We start from the raw sequence: 19306 nt of genomic DNA on the forward strand, positions 1-19306 counted from the left end.
CCTTCGGGTGGGGTGGGGGTGGGGGTGGGGTGGGGGATGGTCAGACGCGTCCGCGCCAGGGCGCGACGCGCCGGGCGGTGCGGGAGAGCAGGCCGTCGATCACCAGACCGGAGATGCCGATCGCGATGATCCCGGCGAGCACGGCAGGGGTGTTGTTGTAGCGCTGGGCGTCGCGGACGAGCCCGCCGATGCCCGGGAGGCCGTTGACGGTCTCGGCGGCGACGACCGACGAGTAGGCGATGCCGACCGAGATGCGGATGCCGGTGAAAATCTCTGGCAACGCCGAGGGGAGCACGACGTCCTTGACGGTCTCCCACCGGTCGGCGCCCAGCGCGCGAGCGGACTCGACCAGGTTGATCGGCGCGGCGACGACGGCGGCGGCCGTCGCGACGGCCACCGGCGGCAGCGCGGCGACGGCGAGGAGCCAGATCTTCGGTGCCTCGTCGATGCCGAACCAGATGACGAACAGGCTGAAGTAGGCCAGGGGCGGCAGTGCCCGGACGAACGTCACGAGCGGCTCCAGCATCACGCGCAGCCAGCCGATCGTGCCGAGCGCGACACCGACCACGACACCGGCGCCGATGCCGATGACTGAGCCGAGCAGGATGCGGCGCAGGCTGGCACCCAGGTGCTCGTAGAGGAACTGGCCGTCGTAGCCGCGGACACCGTCGTGGGTGGTGTTCAGCTCCCAGAACGTGCGGGCGACCTCTCCGGGGGACGAGGTGTAGACCTTCGGGTACCCGCCGAAGCGGGCCACGGCCCACCACAGGGCGATGAGGATCGCGACGGCCAGGATGCGCAGACCTACGCGCCGGGCGAACCGGCCCTGGGGGCCGAGCACCGACGCGGTGTCCTGGCTGTCGATACGGGTCCGGCCGCGTGGGGAGGGTGTGGTCGCCGGTGGGCGTTCCTGGGTCGTCGTCACGGCCGGTAGTAGATCAAACCGACTGACTTAGTTCTGAAATTTCCCTGACCGTCTCGCGACGCAGGATCGCGGTCCGGTCGCTCCGGATGTGTGGGATAAGCCGGTCATCCCTGAGGCCCAGGCACCGGCGATCACTGGGATGTGAGCGTCCGGGTTCACCTGGCGAGATCATCGACGACCGACGAGGCGAAGCGTCCGACCACCGTCCGTCTTCGTCCCACATCCTGGACAACTGGTCCAGAAATACTTAACGCCGGTTACGTTTCCCTTCATCCCGTCCGCATCGACCGCACCCCGGTGTCGGTTATTAGTCTTGTAAGTCGAGTGAGTTTTATGGTCGACCTCCTGTTGCACCCGGCCTTGGAGACCTCGGTTCTCAGGCCCTGCCATAATCGCGGCCATGACCGCGCGCCAGGTGTCGCCACGTGCCCGGCTCGCGGAGGTCGAGCGGCTGCAGGTGGCCGTGATCCAGCTGGCCCGTCAGCTGGGATCGTCGTACCCCGGCGACCTGCCCCGGTCGGCGCGCACCGCGCTGGCGGCGGTGGTGAAGTACGGGCCGCTCAGGGTCGGCGACCTCGCCGAGCGCGAGGGTGTCGGGCAGACCGCGATCTCGCGCACGCTGCGCCACCTGGAGGCCGACGGTCTGGTGTCACGGTCCCCCGACCCCCGCGACGGCCGGGTCTGGCTGGTCGACGCGACCGACCGGGGCCGCACCCGCTTCCTGGACGACCGGCGCCTGCTGAGCGAGCAGCTCGTCACCCAGCTGCACGCCCTGCCGGAGGGCGACCTCACGGCTCTCCTGGCCGCAGCTGGGCCGCTCGAGCAGATGATCGAGCTCACGCGACGCTGACCACCACCCCGGCTGGCCGGCGATGAGCGGGCTGCGGACCAGGCCGCTCGTCGAGCCCGACGTGCCGAGTGCGGGTGAGGTCCTGGCCGCGCCGCGGCCGCGACGGAGGTCGGTCCTCGGACGGGTGCTCGCTTCGGCGGGCCCGCCCCTCGCGCTGGTGGTCGTGCTGTCGGCGGGGTGGCAGCTGATGACGATCCGCCTCGACAGCCCGCTGGTGCCGGGCCTCCCGGAGATCTGGGACGCGTTCGTCAGGATCGCGCAGTCGGGCCTGCTGTGGCAGAGCCTGGAGGTGACCCTGCTGCGGGTCGCCCTGGGATTCGCGCTCGCCTTCGTCATCGCCGTCGCAGTGGGGATCGCCATGGGCCGCAACGTGTGGGTCCGCCGGTTCCTCGAACCCCTGGTGCTGCTCGGCCTGGTCGTCCCTGGCCTGGTCAAGGCCCTGCTGGGCGTCATCTGGTTCGGCATCAGCTTGGTCAACCCCGTGCTGGTCGTCGCCATGGCGGCGGCGCCCGCGCTGATCATCAACCTCACCCAGGGTGTGCGCAGCGTCGACCCCGCCCTGCTCGAGATGGCCCACGTCTACCGGTTCAGCCGCCGCACACGCCTGCGGCGGCTCTGGGTCCCCGCCCTGGCGCCGGGCCTGTTCGCCGGCGCCCGGCTCGGGGTCGCCCTGTCGTGGAAGGTGATCGTCCTGGTGGAGATCTTCGGTCTGGCCGACGGCGTCGGCTACCAGCTGAACCTCGAGTTCACCCAGCACCACGTGGCCGGTGTGCTCGCCTGGACGATCGCGTTCGCCGGCGTGATGACGCTGATCGAGTACGGCGTCCTGCAGACGCTCGAGCGCCGCTCGGCGCGCTGGCGCCGGGAGGTGTCCGTATGAGCCCCGACATCAGGTTGGCCGGCGTCACCAAGACGTTCGTCGACCGCCGCGACGGAACCGAGCAGCACATCTTCTACGGCTTCGACCTCGTCGTCCCGGCCGGTGAGCTGGTCGCCGTCGTCGGGGCCTCGGGCACCGGCAAGACCACGCTGCTGCACCTGGTGGCCGGGTTGGAGAAGCCCGACGCCGGCACGGTGCGCGTCGACGACGGGACACGTCCGGCGCGACTCGGCGTGGTGTTCCAGCAGCCCCGGCTGCTCGACTGGATCAGCGTCCGGGAGAACGTCGCGCTGGCCGCCGACGCCGCCGGTCGCGGCACGGCCGGTGTCGACGAGATCCTCGACGCGGTCGGCCTGACCGCCTACGCCGGCGCCTACCCGTCAGTGCTCTCCGGAGGCCAGCGTCAACGCGTGGCCGTGGCCCGGGCGTTCGCCGTCGACCCCGAGGTGCTCCTGTTCGACGAGCCCTTCAGCGCGCTCGACGAGCTGACCGGCCGCAAGCTCCGCCTGCTGCTGCAGCGGCTGTGGACCGACAAGCCGCGCACCGGGCTGCTGGTCACGCACAACCCGCTCGAGGCGGCCATGCTCGCCGACCGCGTCGTCGTGCTCGAGAACCGCCCCGCCGTGGTGGGCACCGAGCACCGGGTCGACGTCCCACGCCCGCGCGACCCCGAGGACCCCCGGTTGTTCGACCTCCACCGCCGCATCGTCGCGGAGCTGACATGAGCCCCGCCGTGGGCCCGTTCGCCGACCACCGCCGATGTCGGGCGCGCTGAGCCCTCCCGTCCACAGCCCCACACCAGTTCTCGACGGCTCCGGCCGTCCTTCGTCGACCCCTTCTGAGGAGACACCCATGCCTTCACGCCCCTTCGCCCCGCGCGGCAAGGTCTTCACCCGTCAGCTCCGCGGCTCGGCGTTCGACCGCCGGCAGCTGTTCCGCGGCTCGGCCGCGCTCCTGGGTGCCGCGGCGCTCGGTCCGCTGCTCGCCTCGTGCGGTGACGGCTCGCCGGCCGCCGCCGGCGGACGGCTGCCGATCAACATCGGTGCCGCCAACCCCGGCACCGCCGGATCGGTCATCGACCCGATCATCGAGAAGTTCGGGCTCGACGCCGAGCACGGCCTCGAGCTGGGTCGATCGGCCGGCGGCGGCCCCGGCGCCGGCCAGGACCAGCTGCTGACCGGTGTGCTCGACAGCTTCGCCTTCGGCCCGCTGGGTGCCGTCCAGGCCAACACCACCGGTCACGACATCGTCATCGCCGGCCCCCAGCTGTGGAACCACGGGCGGTGGATCGTCCCCGCGGACAGCGACGCCACCTCGATCGCCGACCTCCGGGGCAAGCGCGTCGGCGTCCAGCCTGCGGCGTCGGACACCTACCGCCTCGCGGCCCTCGCCGCAGGCGTGAACGGCATCGACTTCGCCAAGGAGTTCAAGCTCTTCCCCGGGCAGCCGATCGCGAACCTCGCTCTGTACGAGCGGGGCGACCTCGACGCGATCATCGCCATCGAGCCCAACGCGACGCGCCTGGTCGCCGACGGCAGCCGTCAGATCGCCACCGTCAGCGCCCAGTGGCAGAGAGGCACCGGCGACACGGCCCCGCTGTTCCTCAACGGCGCGGCCTTCCGCCGCGACTGGCTCGCCGAGAGCGACGAGCACGCGCGGGCCGCGAAGGCACTCGTCGCCCTGCGCACCGAGGCGAACCAGAAGATCGTCGACGACCCCAGCCTGCTGGCCACCTACCACCAGGCGTTCGGAGTCCCGGCCACGGAGAAGAAGGCCATCGAGCTGCTCCCCGAGCGCCTCGCCGACATCTACCCGACGGTCTGGGACGACGAGGTCTTCGCCAACCTCGACAAGCAGATCGAGGTCGCCCTGGAGCTCAAGATCCTCGAGAAGAAGCCGTCGAGGCCGGTCTACGAGACGTTCGCCTGACCCGATGACCGCCACCACCGCCCCGGCGCACCCGCGGACCACCCTCGCGGTCTGCTGCTCCGCGCTGTTCCTCAGCAGCCTGGACACCGCGGCCCTCGTCGTCGCCCTGCCCTCGCTGCAGGAGGACCTCGGACTGTCCGTCGCGCAGCTGCAGTGGGTCGTCGTCGCCAGCGCGCTCGCGCGAGGGAGCCTGCTGTTCTGGGCCGGGACGATGGCCGACCGCCACGGCGCCAAGCGAGTCCTGTGCTGGGGGGTGGCGATCTTCGCCACCGCGTCGATCGCGTGCGCGTTCGCGCCGTCGGCGATCCCCCTGATCGGCCTCCGGCTGATGCAGGGACTGGGAGGGGCCCTGATGACCCCAGGGTCGATCGCGCTGCTGAGCGCCAGCTTCACCGACCCGCGGGAGCGGGGGAGGGCCCTCGGTTCCTGGAGCGCGACCGCCGGCATCTCGTCGGCCATCGGCCCGCTGGTGGGCGGGATCCTGATCACCGTCACCGACTGGCGCGCGGTCTTCCTCATCGCCGCACCCTTCGCAGCCACCGTGCTCCTGGCCTCCCGGCGGGTCGCCGAGGCGCCACGCGCGACCCGGGTGCGGCGCGCCGATCTCGCAGGTCAGGTCGTCGTCGCGGCCGCGATGCTGACGGTCACCCTAGGCCTGTCCGGGGCGGCGCGCGTCGGCTGGACCTCGCCACAGACCTGGGGCCCGTTGCTCGTCGCGGCCACCGCCACGGCCCTGCTGTGGCGGGTCGAGAACGCAGCCGACGACCCCGTCATCGACCCCGACAACCTGCGCTCCCCGCTGCTCCGCGGCGCCATGACCACGGCCGGCTTCTCCTACCTGTGCCTGACCGGCGTCATGTTCGTCAACACCCTGTTCCTCCAACAAGTCCGGGGCCTGTCGGCCATCGCCGCCGGCGCGCTCGTCCTGCCGCTCACCCTCGCCACACTGGTCGCCGCCAAGGTCGCCGGCGCCTGGATGGGCTCACGAGGACCACGGCCGCCGGTGCTCCTCGCTCACACCTGCCTGACCACTGCCCTGCTCGTCCTCGCGCTCACCACGAGCGCCGACGGCCCGGTCGCACCCATGCTGCTCGGGTACGCGTTGCTGGGCACCGGCATGGGCCTGGCGAACCCGCCGTCCACCGCCGCCGCGATCGCGAGCCTGCCCGACGACCGCGCCGGCGCCGCGAGCGCCGTCACCAGCGTCTCGCGCCAGATCGGCATGAACCTCGGGACCGCCTTGGTCGGCTCGCTCGCCGTCTCGTTCGCCGCGCTCGCCACCACCGGGCCGCCGTCGGGTGCGACGGTCGCCGGCGCCATCGACCCCGACGCCTACGTGACCGGGATGCGCCTGACCTACCTGCTGCTCGGCGTGCTCGCGCTCGTCTGCCTCGCCACCGCCCACCGCCTGGTCCGTCCCGTGCCTCACCCGGACCCACCCCCGACCGCACCACCGACGGGAACCGCGACCGCGGCTCCCACGCACCCCGAAGGAGAGACCATGACCACCCAGACACCGACCACCGGACGCACCAAGGTCACCAGTGTCCGCACCGGAGCGATCTTCACCCTGCCCTACCTGGTGGGACTGGAGAAGGGCTACTTCGCCGACGAGGGCATCGACCTCGAGCTGGTCGCCCCCGGTGCCTACAACGCCTCGGTCGCCCCGATCGAGGACCACACGCTCGTCAGCTCCTTCGGCGGCCTGTCCCGCGGCTTCGAGGAAGGCTCGGTGTCGTTCTACCGGGCGTGCGAGTGGGGCCAGGTCCGGCGCTCGCACGACTCCGAGCGCGGTGGCCAGATCGTCTCCAAGCGCGCCGCGATCGCCAGCCAGGCCATCTTCGTGCGTCCCGACTCGCCCGTCCTGCACCCCCAGGCACTCGCCGACAGGACCGTCGCGGTCAACTTCCACCACGGCTCGCACTACCTGGCCATCCAGACCCTCGAGGGCTTCGTCGACCCCGAGCACCTCAAGGTCGTCCACGTCGGGGGGCCCGCCGACCGCTACCGCGCACTGCGCGACGGCACCGTCGACGCGGTCGCCCTGATGGAGCCGTACATCAGCCTCGCCCTGTCCCAGGGCTACCGCCTGGTCGCCGAGTCGTTCTACACCGGCGCCGAGATCGCGGGCGAGGACGTCGACGCCGACACCTTCGCCGCCATCGACCGTGCCGTGAAGCGGGCCGTCGCCGACATCAACACCGACGTCACCCCCTACCTGCACTACTTCACCGAGGAGGTCCCCGACGACCTCGGCGAGCTCCAGGAGTCGCAGATCTCGCCCTGGCGACTCCGCTTTGCCGACCCCGAGCCCTACCCGCCCCACGAGTTCGACCAGACCTACCGCTGGCTGGTCAAGTGGGGCCTGGTCGACGACGGCTCCGACTTCGACACCCTCGTCGCCAACCGCGTCACCAGCCCCGCCTGAGCACCACGGCGGGCGCACCCCCGGGTGCGCCCGCCACGCTCCGCATGTCCCGCACGACCATCGTCATGCGGAGCGCGACCAAAGCGGCATCCCCCGCTGGTGGGTCGGTCGTGACTGGTCGGTCAAGTGGATCTCAGTCGGTGGTTCTCGCCGAACGGAATTAGTCGGCAGCGTGTCGGCGGATCGTGCCACGATCAGTCCACCCGACGGCTGCAAGTTGCTCGGCCGTCCGGGCAAGGTCCTGACCCACGCTAGGAGGTGAGCCGAGGTGGACTTCAACGACGACACCGCGACCGACCCGACGCACGCGCTGACAGAGCTGGAGCTGGTCGAGGAAGGGCTCGATGACTGGCGGATGCTGATCGACCGGCTGCACGCCAGCTTCGACACCGGCGACTTCGCCACCGCGGTCCGGCTCGTCGACGCGATCGCGGTCGCCGCCGAGGAGGCGGACCACCATCCCGACCTCGACCTGAGCCACGGGCGGCTCGACATCCGGCTGATCACCCACGACACCGGCGGCGTCACCTCGCGCGACGTGGCACTGGCACGCACGATCAGCAACCTGGCCCACGACCTCGGCGGGGTCACACCGCGCCCGGAGCGCACCAGTGTCCTCGAGCTCGGACTCGACTCGGCCGATGAGGCACAGATCAGGCCGTTCTGGGCGGCCCTGCTCGACTACGACACGGTGGAGGCATGGGGCGAGCTGCAGCTCCGCGATGCCACCGGGCGCCGCGCGTCGATCTGGTTCCAGCCCACCGAGACCCACGACGTCCCGCGGCAGCGCTGGCACCTCGATCTGCGAGTCCCGCCCGAGGTGGTCCAGACCCGCATCGCCGCCGCGCTCAAGGCCGGCGGCGAGCTGGTCGACGACACCGCTGCCCCGGCGTTCTGGGTGCTCGCCGACCCCCAGGGCAACCGCGCATGCCTGACGACGTGGCAAGGGCGCTAGCCCAAAATGATCGGCGAGCGGCGCCGGTCATGGATCCTCTGCGGACCGGTCGCTGACTGCGAGGAGCGGTGGGCGACCGGCGTCGCTAGACGTTCCTGCCGCGGTCACTCCGCTCGACGGTGCACTGGGCGACATTCGCCGCCGTCAGGTGTACGCGGAGCGTAGACGAGTCAAGAATCTTCTCCGACCGCCTGATGCGGCGTTAGCCTCTGTCGATGGCGAGAGCACGAGACGAGATCCACGGGAGCGCCCGGATGGTGATCCGCGAGGGCAAGCTCGAGGAGTTCAAGCGGCTCGCCGCGCAGTGCGTCGAGATCGTCCGGACCAAGGACTCCGGGACCATCGAGTACGACCTGTTCCTGAACGCGGACGGCACCGTGTGTTTCGTCCACGAGCGCTACCGCGACTCCGCCGCTGGCTTGGAGCACATGGCGAACATCGGCCCGATGATGGAGCCGCTGTCGGAGGTCTGCACCGTCAGCGGCGAGATCTGCGGCACGCCGAGCCCGGAGCTGCGCCAGGCGCTCGAGGCCGCCGGCGTGACGATCTACGAACCGTTGGTGCGCCTGCGGCGGTGAGTGGCCTGGGGTCCGCGGAACCGGGCGACGCGTCCGGTGACGGATGGGCTCACGGCGCGACCCGGTGACCGATCCCCTGCGGGGACGCCGGTGTGCGCGGGGGACTAGCGGGGAGAGCGGTGCCGGTAGGCGTTCATGGTGTGGTCAGGCGCAGCTCGCTGAGCGGACGATCTAGTAGGCAAGGTTGACGCCGGTCCAGGACTCGTTCTGGCTGACGTCGGCCACGACCTCCAACCAGTCGGGCACGGCGCCCGTCGGCTCGTCACCGTCATCGATCTCGGCTACTAGGGTCCCGTTCTCGTGCTCGTCGATGGCGACGAGGAACCCGTCTCGATGGACCATGTGCCGCGTCTTGGTCAGCGACCGTGCCGGCATGGCGATCAGAGCCGCCCACTCGGCGTTGTCTAGGTAGAGGTTGGTGCAAGCCACTTCACCTGGCCCGTCCGTCAGCCGGATCTTCTGCGCCAACTTGCGGGTCACTGATCCGTCGCTCGTCCTTACCTCGCGCAGGCGCAGACGAGTCCCCAAGACGTAGCGGTCGTGAATCTCCTTGGTGCTGCTCACGCCGTCGGGGAGCCGGGCCACGATGAAGCGTCGCTCTCGCTCAACCACGGCGTACTTCAACGAGACCTGCATCTGCTGAGCCTAGAGCGCCCGAGGTGCTGGCTACAGGAGCGACCGACCGTGGTTGTCAGACACCCCACAAACGGTTCCTGATGTGGTCTCGCCCGGAGCGATGGTCTGGGTGGTGAGGCTGACCGGCTTGGATGTGGTGTTCAGATCGAGCGGACGGCGAGGCAGCCACTGCTGGTGACTCCCTCCGGTGCGGCGCCGACCGTAGCCTGGTGCGATGACGAACGGTGAACCGTCGACAGGCTCGCGGCAGGAGCTGCGTGGGCAGATTCGGGAGTTCCTTGCGTCCAGGCGTGCGCGACTCAGTCCGGAGCAGGCGGGGTTGCCCGTCTACGGTGGCGGCCGGCGGCGTGTGGCGGGGTTGCGGCGCGAGGAGGTCGCGGTGCTGGCCGGTGTGTCGCCGCAGTACTACATCCGTTTCGAGCGCGGTGATGCCACCGGCATCTCGCCTGGCATCGTCGACGACATCGCCCGCGCCCTGCAGCTCGACGCCGCGGAGCGGGCCCACCTGCTGCACCTGCTGCGGACGGCCATCGCGCCCACGCGCGCCCCGCAGCGACCGGTCAGCGCGACCGAGCAGGTGCGTCCGACCGTCCAGCGCCTGTTGGACGCGATGGAGTCCGTGCCCGCCACCGTGCTGAGCGGGCGGCTCGACGTCCTCGCGGCCAATGGGCTGGGCCGAGCGTTGTTCTCGCCGGTCTTCGCCGGGCCGGATCCGGTCCCGAACATGGCCCTGTTCACGTTCCTGGACCCGCAGGCCCCGGCCCTGTTCCGCGACTGGGGCACCGTCGCGAACGACACGGTCGCGATCCTGCGTGCCGAGGCTGGGCGCGACCCGCACGACCGCGACCTGTCCGACCTCGTCGGGCGGCTTTCCACCCGCAGCGACGACTTCCGCGTCCGCTGGGCGGCGCACGACGTCCGTATCCACTCCGACGGGGTCAAGCGGTTCCGCCACCCGGTGGTCGGTGACCTCGACCTGCCGTTCGAGACGCTTCCCCTCGGGTTCGACACCACCTCGGGGATCGTCGCGTACACCGCCGTGCCTGACTCGGCCTCGGCTGACGCCCTGTCGCTGCTGGCCAGCTGGGCGGCGAGCGATGCCGGTGCCGCTTCTGCGACACCGGCACCGTCCAGGCCCGCGCGCCCCGACGTCGGCTGACCAGGGGGCCACGGTCGGTGACCCCCTCGACAGGGACTCCCGCACCGCTTTCGAGCCTGGTTCCGTAGGTGGTGCGTCGCCGCACGGCGGCGCACCACTCACCTGCGGAGGACAACGCCCATGACCGAGAAGAAGGTGTGGCTCGTCACCGGCGCGGGCCGCGGACTGGGCACCGACATCGTCCGCGCCGCCCTGGCTGCAGGGCACGCCGTGGTGGCTACGGCGCGCAGCACCGACAGCATCACCGCCGCCCTCGACGAGCACGACGACCTCCTGGCGGTCGCGCTCGACGTCACCGACCCGCAAGCCTCCGTGGCTGCGGTCGCGGCGGCGGTCGAGCGGTTCGGCCGCCTGGACGTCCTGGTCAACAACGCCGGCAGCTTCCAGGCGGGTTTCTTCGAGGAGATGACGCCCGAGGCGTTCCGGTCCCAGATCGAGACCACCCTGTTCGGACCGACGAACACCATCCGGGCCGCGCTGCCCCAGATGAGGGCCCAGCGCTCCGGGCTGGTCATCACCGTCTCGTCGACGGCGGCCATCGTCGTCGGCGGCGACTTCCAGACCGCCTACGCCGCGTCCAAGTTCGGCATCGAGGGCTTCATGGAGGCCCTCGCGTTCGAGGTGGCGCCGTTCGGCATCCGCACCCAGACCGTGGTCCCCGGCTTCTTCCGCACCGAGCTGCTCTCGCCGCAGTCCACCCAGTACGCCGAGCCGTCCATCGACGACTACGCCGAGCGCACCCGCGCCACCGTCGAGGCATGGCGCGGCATGGACGGCCAGCAGGGTGGCGACCCCGCGAAGCTCGGACGCGCCATCGTCGCCCTGGGGGACTCCGACGAGCCCCCGGCCCGGTTCATCGCCGGTTCGGACGCCGTCGCCGCCACCGAGGACAAGGCCCGGACGCTCCTGACGCAGGCCGACGCCCACCGCGACCTGTCGGCCTCCCTCGGCCACGACGCCTGAAAGGCACCCCACCACCATGACCACCCCCCTGGGCATCATCGGCTCCGGTGCGATCGGCGGCACCATCGCGCGGCTCGCCGTCGCGGCCGGCCTCGACGTCGTCCTCGCCAACTCGCGCGGACCGCAGACGCTCACCGCGCTCGTCGACGAGCTCGGCCCACACGCCCGTGCCGCGACCGTCTCCGAGGTCGCCCGCGAGGCCGACCTGGTGATCACAGCGATCCCGTTCATCGCCCACACCGAGCTCCCGGCCGACGACCTCGCCGGCAAGATCGTCATCGACACCACCAACTACTACCCCCAGCGCGACGGACAGGTCGCCGCCCTCGACGAGGACCGGTCGACCGCCAGTGAGCTCGTCCAGGCGCACCTGGCCGACTCGCACGTCGTCAAGGCCTTCAACAACATCACCTTCGCCAGCCTGGGCAACGGGGCCCGCCCCGCAGGCGCCGCCGACCGCAGCACCCTGCCCATCGCAGGTGAGGACGAGACGTCCAAGGCCCGAGTCGCCGAGCTTCTCGACACCCTCGGTTACGACGCGCTCGACATCGGCGGACTCGCCGACAGCTGGCGCACCGAGCCCGGAACCCCGGTCTACTGCGACCCCTACATGCCGCCCTGGCCCACCCAGAGGCTCACCCTCGACGAGCTCGTCCAGTGGCTCCTGTCCGCGCCGGTGATCCCGGTCTCGACCAGAAGGGCCCACGAGCTCGTGGAGACCGCCGTCCGCGGCCCCGCGGGCGGCTACTTCCCCGACGTCCAGTAGCAGCGCAGCCTCTCGATCCACGACCGCCCTGAAAGGCGAACCATGCAGAACGCACACCTCGGCCCGCTCGAGGTCTCCCGCATCGGCCTCGGCGCCATGACGATGGCCGGCACCTACACCTCCGGCGGCGCCCTCGACGACGACGAGTCCATCCGCACCATCCACCGCGCCCTCGACCTCGGCGTCACCCACATCGACACCGCCGAGGTCTATGGCCCGTTCCACAGCGAGGAGCTCGTCGGCCGAGCCATCGCCGGGCGACGCGACCAGGTGGTCGTCGCCACCAAGTTCGGGCTCGTCTCCCACGCCGGAGGCGGGCCCGGCACCGTCGACAGCAGCCCCGCCAACGTGCGCGCCGCCGTCGAGGGATCGCTGCGACGCCTCGGCACCGACCACATCGACCTGTACTACCAGCACCGGGTCGATCCCAAGACCCCGATCGAGGACACCGTCGGCGCGGTCGCCGACCTCGTGGCCGAGGGCAAGGTGCTGCACATCGGGCTGTCCGAGGCGTCGCCCGCGACCATCCGCCGCGCTCACGCCGTGCACCCCGTCGCCGCGCTGCAGACCGAGTACTCCCTGTGGGCCCGCGAGCCCGAGGACGAGCTGCTCCCGCTGCTGCGCGAGATCGGTGCCGGCTTCGTCCCCTACTCGCCCCTCGGCCACGGGTTCCTCACCGGCCAGATCCGCACCACCGACGACATCCCCGACGACGACTGGCGCAAGACCAACCCGCGCTTCACCGGCCAGAACTTCCAGCGCAACCTCGCCCTCATCGACGAGGTCCGCGCCATCGGCGACGAGTCCGGCGCCACCCCCGCCCAGGTCGCGCTCGCCTGGCTCCTCGCCCAAGGCGCCGACATCGCCCCCATCCCCGGCACCCGCCGCGTCGCCCGCGTCGAGGAGAACACCGCCGCCGACACCGTCGACCTCACCGCCGACCAGCTCGCCCGCCTCGACGACCTCACACCCGCCGCCGGCGAGCGTCACGACGAGACCAACATGGCAACGATCGACCGCTAGCTCGGCGCGCCACCGGACGCGGCGGTGAACAGCCCGACCGGAACGACGTCGACCCTCACAGTCCCGTACGACCATCCCTTCGAGACCGCAGCAGTGTTGGCCGGTGGGCGGGGGAGCGGTACCGGTTGGGCTCGCGTTCTGGGCAGCCCGGAGGCCGGCGCGCGGGGACTGCCTTCAGGTCGGTCGGGTTCGCGCGATCGCTTCGTGGTCTCGATGTCCACGGTTGGTGGGGGCGTTCGCGGCGTCGTGGACTCGCTGCCGCAGGAGTGTGATCGCTGGGTGGTCGCGGTGGCCCGTTCGGGTCACGGTCGAGAGTCGGCGGGCGGGGGAATGAGGCAGGGGTAGGGGCGTGAGGTCGTCGGTGAGGTGCGGGCCGGCCAGGTCGGGGAGGAACGCTGCGGCCTGGCCGTGTCGGACGAGCTCGGCGTGGAAGCGCAGGTCGGTGGACTCGAAGCGGACGTCGGGTTCGAAGCCGGCTTCGCGGCACTGGGCGACTGCCCAGTGTCGTGCGGCAGATCCGTGGGGCTCCATCACCCACACGGTCTCGGCGAGATCGGCGACGTCTCCGACCTGCTCGGCGAGTGCGTACAGCCGCAGCGGGTCGTCGGTGAGGTGTTCGACGTCGAGGCCGGGCGGTCGCGGCGAGGGAGTGCCGGGGTAGTCCTCGGTGAAGACCAGGTCGAAGTCACGGGCGCGGAGGGCGGGCAGCGCGTGTTCGGGTTCCATCTGGGTGACCGAGACCCGAAGGGCGGGTTCCTCGTCGTGGATGCGTTCGACCACCTGGGGGAGCAGGGCCGAGGCGACGGTCTGGAAGGCGGCCACGCGGAGGTGTCCCTGGATGCCGTGCGGCGATGCGGCCATCGCCGCTTGAGTCTCGTCCATGACGGCCAGCACCTTCTCGGTATGGGCGACCAGCACGTGCGCCTGCGCCGTCAGTCTGACCTTGCGACCGTCTGGCTCAAGCAGGCGCGTGCCGGTCTCCTTCTCGAGCTGGCTGAGCTGTTGGGAGATCGTCGACGGGCTGTACGACAGGGCCTCGGCGACCGCGGCGAGCGTGCCCCGGTGCGACAGCTCGCGCAGCACCCGCATGCGGCCGAGATCGAACATGTGACTCATCACCTCAGTCGACGGTTACTGGTGTGAATTCTTCGCTGGACCGAAGAATGGGCCCCACCCTACGGTCGGACCATGACGACGCACGACCCAGCCGAGGTGTTCACCAACCCGGAGGCTCGGACCTGGCGGACGCCGGCCCTGACGGTCGACCCGTGGGCGTTCCACCGCACACTCGAGCGGTACGCGCCCACACCGTTGCGTGACCTCTCCGAGGTGGCGCGTGAGCTGGGCCTGGGTGCGGTCCTGGTGAAGGACGAGTCGGACCGCCTGGGGCTCCCGGCGTTCAAGGTGCTGGGGGCTTCGTGGGCCGTGCACCGAGCTGCGGCGGGCGACGGCCCCACGGGCCTGGTGACAGCCACCGACGGCAACCACGGACGTGCCCTGGCACGGACGGGACGTCTGCTCGGCCTGGCGGTGCGCGTGTTCGTCCCCCAGGGGGTCCACCCCGCTGCGATCGACGCGATCGAGTCCGAGGGTGCCGGCGTCGTCCGCACCGGTACCGACTACGACCGGGCGGTCGAGCTGGCCGCCGCCGATGCCGATGCGACCGGAGCCCTGCTGGTGCAGGACACGGCCTGGGCGGGGTACGAGCAGATCCCCGGATGGATCGTCGAGGGGTACACCACCTTGTTCCAGGAGGTCGACGAACAGCTGTCCGGTCCGCCGTCACTGGTGGTCGTTCCGGTCGGCGTCGGCTCGCTGGCCCAGGCCGCCCTGCAGCACTACCGCAGCATCCCCAGCGGGTCGTCCACCGCTGTCATGTCCGTCGAGCCCACCACCGCCGCGTGCGTCCTGACCAGCCTCCGGGCCGGCGACCTGACACCGGTCCGGACCGGTCGGACGATCATGGCCGGCCTGAACTGTGGCACCCCCTCCACCGCCGCGTGGCCGTTCCTGCGCGACGGGCTCGACGCCGCCACCGCGGTGACCGACGAGGCCGCCCGCGTGGCCGCCGACCAGCTGAGAGACGCGGGCATCGACTCCGGACCGTGCGGCGCCGCAGCCCTGGCCGGCCTCCGCGCCGCCCTCACCGGCCACGACGCGGCCGACATGCGCCGACGGCTGAGCCTGACGCCGGAGTCGACGGTCGTGCTGCTGTCCACCGAAGGCGCGGCGGCCAACCCCGCCCTGGACGTGGACGACACGAGCCGTCCCACCGCCAGGGCCGCGGACGGCCGGCACGCACCGACAGGCCCGACCCGATGATCGAGCAGCTGCGCCGCTGGCGTCACGAACTCCACCAGATCCCCGAGGCCGGATTCGCCGAGCACGGCACCGCCGCCTACGTCACCTCCGTCCTGGACGAGCTGGGCGTGTCCCACGTGACCGGTGTCGGCGGCACCGGCGTCGTCGCCACCATCACCGGACGCCCCACCGGTCGCCGGGTCGGGCTCCGCGCCGACATGGACGCGCTCACCCTCGAAGAGACGCCCGGGCGGCCGCACGGATCACGCCACGACGGCCACATGCACGCCTGCGGCCACGACGGACACATGGCCATGCTGCTCGGCGCCGCTGCCCACCTGACACGCGCCACCGACCTCGACGGCACCGTCGACCTGGTCTTCCAGCCGGCCGAGGAGCCCGGCCGCGGAGCCCAGGCCATGATCGACGACGGACTGTTCGACCGCTTCCCCATCGCCAGCATGTTCGGGCTGCACAACCTGCCCGGACTACCAGCCGGAGATCTCCACACCCGCCCGGGCGGCATCATGGCCAGCGAGGACAACTTCACCATCACCATCACCGGCCAGGGCGGTCACGCCGCGCGGCCACACATGGTCACCGACCCACTCGTCATCGCGGCCCACGTCATCCTGGGCCTGCAGACCATCGTCTCCCGCAACCTCGACCCAACGCTGCCCGCGGTCGTGTCCTGCACCGAGATCACCACCGACGGCACCCGCAACGCCATCCCCACCGAGGTCGTCATCACCGGCGACACCCGCGCCTTCGACCCTGCTGTTCAAGCCCTGCTCGAACGGCGGATCCGCGAGCTCGCCACCGGCATCTGCGCCGCACACGCAGCGACGGCCCAGGTCACGTACACCCACGAGTTCGCGGTGACGCACAACGACCCCGCCGCCACCGACCTCGCCGTCACGGCCGCACTGAGCACCGTCGGCACCGCCCGGGTGGAACCGTCGTGCCCGCCCGTCATGCCCAGCGAGGACTTCGGCGTCTACGCCCAGCACGTGCCCGCCAACTTCACCTTCATCGGCAACGGAGTCGACCCCCACGACGGCGGCACCCCCCTCCACAGCCGCGACTACGACTTCAACGACGCCATCACCGCGACCGGGGCCACCTACCTGGCCACCGTCGCCCGCCGAGCACTCGCGCGTCGAGATCGAGCCGGGCCGCAGACCTGACAGCCCCGGTTGCCGATCGTCAATTGGGAACGAGCCATTGCAGGTGCGTTAGGCGGATGCGCTCCTAGTCGAGGAAGCCCGTCTTCGGGTTGATCTCAGCCAGGAAGTCGGCGATGGCGCCCGTCATCTGAGTTTCGTCGAGGGGTGAACCGTCGGACGACGCAGACGTGAATCCGTAACGGGGGTTCGGCGCTGTCAGCCAGTCAAAGTCGTAGCCCGGGGTGTCGGCTCGTTTTTCGACCAACCAGTCGTGTCCGTGAACGGTGAACCTCCAAGAACTCACCCGAGCATGGTGGCACTTAGGCAGAACCGCGGAGTGCCAACCCGGTGGAAGGTCATCAGCCCACACGGAGCATGGCCACGGCAGGAACGCTCAATGGCGGGAGGCTACTGCCGCCGGCGCCGCTGCCAGTGCCACCAGCCCAGATACATGAGCGCTGGCGTGAACGCAATGGCTCCCAGCACCGCGAGCAGGACCGAATCCGCAAGGACTCCGATGGCACCGAGGAACAGCCCCGGGAGTGCAACGCCGAAGTTGTACCAACCCCAGAACACCCTTCGCCGCTGCTCGTCCGCGCTGAAGGCCATGGGGCCACCGTAGGTGGGTGCGCGCCTATCGGCTGCCAGTTGGCCAAGCAGCGCCCAGGGCGCTCAAAACGTGATCGCTGGACCCGCCATTGGGCGCGACTCCGACTCCATGGTTGACCGTGAGGCGGAGCGTGACCGTAGCCCGAACCGGTCAGGGTTCTCTACGAAGCGCGTCAGCGCTCGATGCCCATGATCCCGGAACGCCGGCGCGCCGCGTGCGACTATGCCAGGACAGTCTGAGTGATCCACTGGGGGCGGGATTCGATGTGCGGCTAGTCGGCGTGGGCAGACTCGCAGTAGAGGTGCCGGACGACTGGCCCACGACGGGGTTCGGACCTGTGACGACCAGTTGCGTGCAGATCATCCCGCCGGTGGTGCCCGCCGTTGCGTTTCCTGGGCCGCCTCCGGGGACAGTCGCTGTGCAACTGAGTCCCTTGGACATGATGGGCAACGCTGAGGCTGACCGACAGATGTCCCGCTGGGGCATGCGACGCGATCTCGTCGGTGCGGTGCACGCCTTCGTACCTAGGGGCCCCGACGGCACAGTCGACGAGATCCACGCCCCGGAGCTTGGAGGCAGCATCCGATGCTTGGGCGACGTCGCTTTGGGGAGCCAGATACTGCAGTCAGCCCGCGAGCTCCGGCTGCACCTCGTGGCCATCCCCGAACTGTCCAGGCCCTTTGGCGAGCGTGACGACCTCGATCCACACAACGCCGTATATGTCACTGAGCTGCTGAACGGACTGGGGTTAAAACCCACGGTCGAGGTTCTCGCCTCTGATGACGCTTGGTCCGTGCGATTGGAGACCAACCCACCCGAGGGGTCGGTGGTCGAGCGCGGGTCATCCGTTATGCACACAGTTCGAGCGGCGTACTCCTAGTGGCTCAACCGCCGGGCAACTCCTTTGGAGCGCAGTCGACGCCCGGAACGGGATCCCGCTACGGTCATGCTCCGGGTGGGGTGCGGGGTCCCGTGTCGCTACTTACGGGTGCGGCGGTTCAGTCGCCTTGAGGCTTCGGCTGCCAATTGTGGGTCTTGCTGCCACTGGACGAATTTTGGCCGGTGGGTGGTGACGCGAACCCGCTCGAGCAGGAGGATGCGGGCGGGGCCAAAGTTAGGGTCGTCAATGATGTCGATCAGGGTTGAGACGTCGGTCTTGGATCGGTTCAACACGTTGGCGGAGGTTCCGGCGTAGTAGTCACCGCGTTCAACGAGGTCTCGGCTTGCTCCGGCCACTTCCATCTGGGCCGCGGCCAACATCAGGACCATGAAGCGCCCGATCGGCACCCGATGGGTGCTCGACAGCAGTGCAAGGCAGATGTGCTGTCTGACCGCCCGTGTATAGGGGCGTGCGAGGTGGTCCACCAGCACAGTGACTTCAGACTCGGTCGTCGGAATGAACAGCCACAGATCATCGAGCCGAGCGCCAACGAACCGCAGATCCTCGATTGCCTCGGACGCCTCGGCGCGGAATCTCTCGTCCAGTTCGAGTGCAGCGGCCGTCCTGAGGAAGTTCCCGTGCTCGTCGACTTCTTGCTCGAATTCTTCGACGTCCTCCTCGGGGCCGGGGGGTCGCTCGTTCTCGAGTACAGCCCTCGCCCACGAGTGCCAATCGAGTCGCCCGTTCATCCACACAAAGTAGTCATTTGGTCCGGTCGACGATCGTCACGCGGAGCGTGACCGCAGCGGGATCACTCTGCGGAGCGTCCTCCTGCCGCCGCCTGGCTACGGCAAAGCGGTGCCGGCCGTGGCCTCGTCGTCAGGCAACGGCGACGAACAGTGGTCGATACCCAATCTCAGAGGTCGTGGCGCTCAGTGAGCTGCAGCCACTTCGTCCTGCTGAGCATCTTGCGTATGGCGCCGTAGTCCGGGTTGCTGCGAACGTGCAGGCTCGTCGTGACTCCGGCCCTGACCGTCACAACAACCTCGGGCGATCCGCTCCAGTCGACGGTGCAGCGGACACGATGCTCTCCGGGCGCCGCGCTGAGGGACTTGCTCTCGCCTCGAGCCAGCAAGCCAATCACTTGGCCGTCGACGTGTAGGCGGATAGAACGCAGGCTGTCTTGGTAGTCGTTCGACGAACGGGTGACGACGATCGTCCCGTTCTGGGTGGTCTCATTCAACACGGTTACCTTCG

Annotated in this window: 20 protein-coding genes; 14 read left to right on the forward strand and 6 right to left on the reverse strand. The window is 70.3% G+C overall.

The window, feature by feature from the left end; genetic code table 11:
• Positions 1–40 precede the first annotated feature (40 nt).
• Entirely contained in the window at positions 41–841 is an 801-nt protein-coding gene (locus ACI6PP_RS10460) for an ABC transporter permease (protein ID WP_421111415.1), read from the reverse strand.
• A 484-nt stretch (positions 842–1325) separates the two neighbouring features.
• On the opposite strand from ACI6PP_RS10460, the gene ACI6PP_RS10465 reads away from it, so the two are divergent.
• The 7 genes from ACI6PP_RS10465 to ACI6PP_RS10495 all read left to right on the forward strand — a co-directional run bounded on the left by ACI6PP_RS10465 (position 1326) and on the right by ACI6PP_RS10495 (position 8545).
• Positions 1326–1775: a MarR family winged helix-turn-helix transcriptional regulator gene (locus ACI6PP_RS10465; RefSeq protein ID WP_421111417.1), complete on the forward strand. Its 450-nt coding sequence runs from the start codon at positions 1326–1328 to the stop codon at positions 1773–1775.
• Positions 1776–1797: 22 nt separating this feature from the next.
• Entirely contained in the window at positions 1798–2655 is an 858-nt protein-coding gene (locus tag ACI6PP_RS10470) for an ABC transporter permease (RefSeq protein WP_421111418.1), read from the forward strand.
• Positions 2652–3380 (forward strand): ABC transporter ATP-binding protein, encoded by a 729-nt coding sequence (locus tag ACI6PP_RS10475; RefSeq protein WP_421111420.1) that lies wholly within the window; start codon positions 2652–2654, stop codon positions 3378–3380. Before ACI6PP_RS10470 ends, ACI6PP_RS10475 begins: the two co-directional genes overlap by 4 nt.
• A 127-nt stretch (positions 3381–3507) precedes the next feature.
• The gene (locus tag ACI6PP_RS10480) at positions 3508–4584 is read left to right on the forward strand and encodes an ABC transporter substrate-binding protein (protein ID WP_421111421.1); all 1077 of its coding nucleotides are present in this window, start codon (positions 3508–3510) and stop codon (positions 4582–4584) included.
• Between the two features lie 4 nt (positions 4585–4588).
• Positions 4589–7012 carry an MFS transporter gene (locus tag ACI6PP_RS10485; protein WP_421111423.1) on the forward strand — a complete coding sequence of 808 codons (2424 nt, stop codon included), beginning with the start codon at positions 4589–4591 and terminating at the stop codon, positions 7010–7012.
• A 268-nt stretch (positions 7013–7280) separates the two neighbouring features.
• The gene (locus ACI6PP_RS10490; RefSeq protein WP_421111425.1) at positions 7281–7967 is read left to right on the forward strand and encodes a 4a-hydroxytetrahydrobiopterin dehydratase; all 687 of its coding nucleotides are present in this window, start codon (positions 7281–7283) and stop codon (positions 7965–7967) included.
• A gap of 215 nt (positions 7968–8182) precedes the next feature.
• Positions 8183–8545 (forward strand): putative quinol monooxygenase, encoded by a 363-nt coding sequence (locus tag ACI6PP_RS10495; RefSeq protein WP_421111426.1) that lies wholly within the window; start codon positions 8183–8185, stop codon positions 8543–8545.
• 171 nt (positions 8546–8716) lie between these two features.
• Here the strand turns inward: ACI6PP_RS10495 and ACI6PP_RS10500 are convergent, their stop codons facing one another.
• Positions 8717–9181: a hypothetical protein gene (locus ACI6PP_RS10500; RefSeq protein WP_421111428.1), complete on the reverse strand. Its 465-nt coding sequence runs from the start codon at positions 9179–9181 to the stop codon at positions 8717–8719.
• Between the two features lie 214 nt (positions 9182–9395).
• Between ACI6PP_RS10500 and ACI6PP_RS10505 the strand changes: the two genes are divergently transcribed.
• The 4 genes from ACI6PP_RS10505 (at position 9396) to ACI6PP_RS10520 (ending at position 13092) form a co-directional block, all read left to right on the forward strand.
• On the forward strand, positions 9396–10340 hold the full coding sequence (locus ACI6PP_RS10505; protein ID WP_421111429.1) for a helix-turn-helix transcriptional regulator: 945 nt from the start codon (positions 9396–9398) through the stop codon (positions 10338–10340).
• 120 nt (positions 10341–10460) lie between these two features.
• Positions 10461–11303, forward strand: coding sequence for an SDR family oxidoreductase (locus tag ACI6PP_RS10510; RefSeq protein ID WP_421111431.1), 843 nt, complete (start codon positions 10461–10463; stop codon positions 11301–11303).
• Positions 11304–11319: 16 nt separating this feature from the next.
• Positions 11320–12069 carry an NADPH-dependent F420 reductase gene (locus ACI6PP_RS10515; protein ID WP_421111432.1) on the forward strand — a complete coding sequence of 250 codons (750 nt, stop codon included), beginning with the start codon at positions 11320–11322 and terminating at the stop codon, positions 12067–12069.
• 42 nt (positions 12070–12111) lie between these two features.
• Positions 12112–13092, forward strand: coding sequence for an aldo/keto reductase (locus ACI6PP_RS10520; protein ID WP_421111433.1), 981 nt, complete (start codon positions 12112–12114; stop codon positions 13090–13092).
• 174 nt (positions 13093–13266) lie between these two features.
• On the opposite strand, the gene ACI6PP_RS10525 is transcribed toward ACI6PP_RS10520, so the two are convergent.
• Positions 13267–14208 (reverse strand): LysR substrate-binding domain-containing protein, encoded by a 942-nt coding sequence (locus ACI6PP_RS10525; RefSeq protein WP_421111435.1) that lies wholly within the window; start codon positions 14206–14208, stop codon positions 13267–13269.
• Between the two features lie 72 nt (positions 14209–14280).
• Between ACI6PP_RS10525 and ACI6PP_RS10530 the strand changes: the two genes are divergently transcribed.
• Complete coding sequence (locus ACI6PP_RS10530; protein ID WP_421111437.1) at positions 14281–15414, forward strand: pyridoxal-phosphate dependent enzyme; 1134 nt, start codon at positions 14281–14283, stop codon at positions 15412–15414.
• Complete coding sequence (locus ACI6PP_RS10535; RefSeq protein WP_421111439.1) at positions 15411–16580, forward strand: amidohydrolase; 1170 nt, start codon at positions 15411–15413, stop codon at positions 16578–16580. The genes ACI6PP_RS10530 and ACI6PP_RS10535 overlap by 4 nt, the downstream gene beginning before the upstream one ends.
• A 387-nt stretch (positions 16581–16967) precedes the next feature.
• Here ACI6PP_RS10535 and ACI6PP_RS10540 read toward each other — a convergent pair whose 3' ends face one another.
• Positions 16968–17168 carry a hypothetical protein gene (locus ACI6PP_RS10540; RefSeq protein ID WP_421111441.1) on the reverse strand — a complete coding sequence of 67 codons (201 nt, stop codon included), beginning with the start codon at positions 17166–17168 and terminating at the stop codon, positions 16968–16970.
• A 353-nt stretch (positions 17169–17521) separates the two neighbouring features.
• Between ACI6PP_RS10540 and ACI6PP_RS10545 the strand changes: the two genes are divergently transcribed.
• Entirely contained in the window at positions 17522–18049 is a 528-nt protein-coding gene (locus ACI6PP_RS10545; protein ID WP_421111442.1) for a hypothetical protein, read from the forward strand.
• Between the two features lie 98 nt (positions 18050–18147).
• Here the strand turns inward: ACI6PP_RS10545 and ACI6PP_RS10550 are convergent, their stop codons facing one another.
• Both ACI6PP_RS10550 and ACI6PP_RS10555 read right to left on the reverse strand, forming a co-directional pair.
• Positions 18148–18798, reverse strand: a complete 651-nt coding sequence (locus ACI6PP_RS10550) for a hypothetical protein (protein WP_421111443.1) — start codon at positions 18796–18798, stop codon at positions 18148–18150.
• 167 nt (positions 18799–18965) lie between these two features.
• Positions 18966–19292, reverse strand: a complete 327-nt coding sequence (locus ACI6PP_RS10555) for a hypothetical protein (protein ID WP_421111444.1) — start codon at positions 19290–19292, stop codon at positions 18966–18968.
• Between the last annotated feature and the right edge of the window lie 14 nt (positions 19293–19306).

Origin of the sequence: Solicola agrisoli, assembly GCF_049059935.1 — a bacterium.
Taxonomy (GTDB): Bacteria; Actinomycetota; Actinomycetes; order Propionibacteriales; family Nocardioidaceae; genus JAURVT01.

Excerpts from the sequence above, each read along its gene's own strand:
- ACI6PP_RS10465 (WP_421111417.1), top strand. The coding sequence starts at position 1,326 with ATGACCGCGCGCCAGGTGTCGCCACGTGCCCGGCTCGCGGAGGTCGAG.
- ACI6PP_RS10470 (WP_421111418.1), top strand. The coding sequence starts at position 1,798 with ATGAGCGGGCTGCGGACCAGGCCGCTCGTCGAGCCCGACGTGCCGAGT.
- ACI6PP_RS10475 (WP_421111420.1), top strand. The coding sequence starts at position 2,652 with ATGAGCCCCGACATCAGGTTGGCCGGCGTCACCAAGACGTTCGTCGAC.
- ACI6PP_RS10480 (WP_421111421.1), top strand. The coding sequence starts at position 3,508 with ATGCCTTCACGCCCCTTCGCCCCGCGCGGCAAGGTCTTCACCCGTCAG.
- ACI6PP_RS10485 (WP_421111423.1), top strand. The coding sequence starts at position 4,589 with ATGACCGCCACCACCGCCCCGGCGCACCCGCGGACCACCCTCGCGGTC.
- ACI6PP_RS10495 (WP_421111426.1), top strand. The coding sequence starts at position 8,183 with ATGGCGAGAGCACGAGACGAGATCCACGGGAGCGCCCGGATGGTGATC.
- ACI6PP_RS10500 (WP_421111428.1), bottom strand. The coding sequence starts at position 9,181 with ATGCAGGTCTCGTTGAAGTACGCCGTGGTTGAGCGAGAGCGACGCTTC.
- ACI6PP_RS10505 (WP_421111429.1), top strand. The coding sequence starts at position 9,396 with ATGACGAACGGTGAACCGTCGACAGGCTCGCGGCAGGAGCTGCGTGGG.
- ACI6PP_RS10510 (WP_421111431.1), top strand. The coding sequence starts at position 10,461 with ATGACCGAGAAGAAGGTGTGGCTCGTCACCGGCGCGGGCCGCGGACTG.
- ACI6PP_RS10515 (WP_421111432.1), top strand. The coding sequence starts at position 11,320 with ATGACCACCCCCCTGGGCATCATCGGCTCCGGTGCGATCGGCGGCACC.
- ACI6PP_RS10520 (WP_421111433.1), top strand. The coding sequence starts at position 12,112 with ATGCAGAACGCACACCTCGGCCCGCTCGAGGTCTCCCGCATCGGCCTC.
- ACI6PP_RS10525 (WP_421111435.1), bottom strand. The coding sequence starts at position 14,208 with ATGAGTCACATGTTCGATCTCGGCCGCATGCGGGTGCTGCGCGAGCTG.
- ACI6PP_RS10530 (WP_421111437.1), top strand. The coding sequence starts at position 14,281 with ATGACGACGCACGACCCAGCCGAGGTGTTCACCAACCCGGAGGCTCGG.
- ACI6PP_RS10535 (WP_421111439.1), top strand. The coding sequence starts at position 15,411 with ATGATCGAGCAGCTGCGCCGCTGGCGTCACGAACTCCACCAGATCCCC.
- ACI6PP_RS10540 (WP_421111441.1), bottom strand. The coding sequence starts at position 17,168 with ATGGCCTTCAGCGCGGACGAGCAGCGGCGAAGGGTGTTCTGGGGTTGG.
- ACI6PP_RS10550 (WP_421111443.1), bottom strand. The coding sequence starts at position 18,798 with ATGAACGGGCGACTCGATTGGCACTCGTGGGCGAGGGCTGTACTCGAG.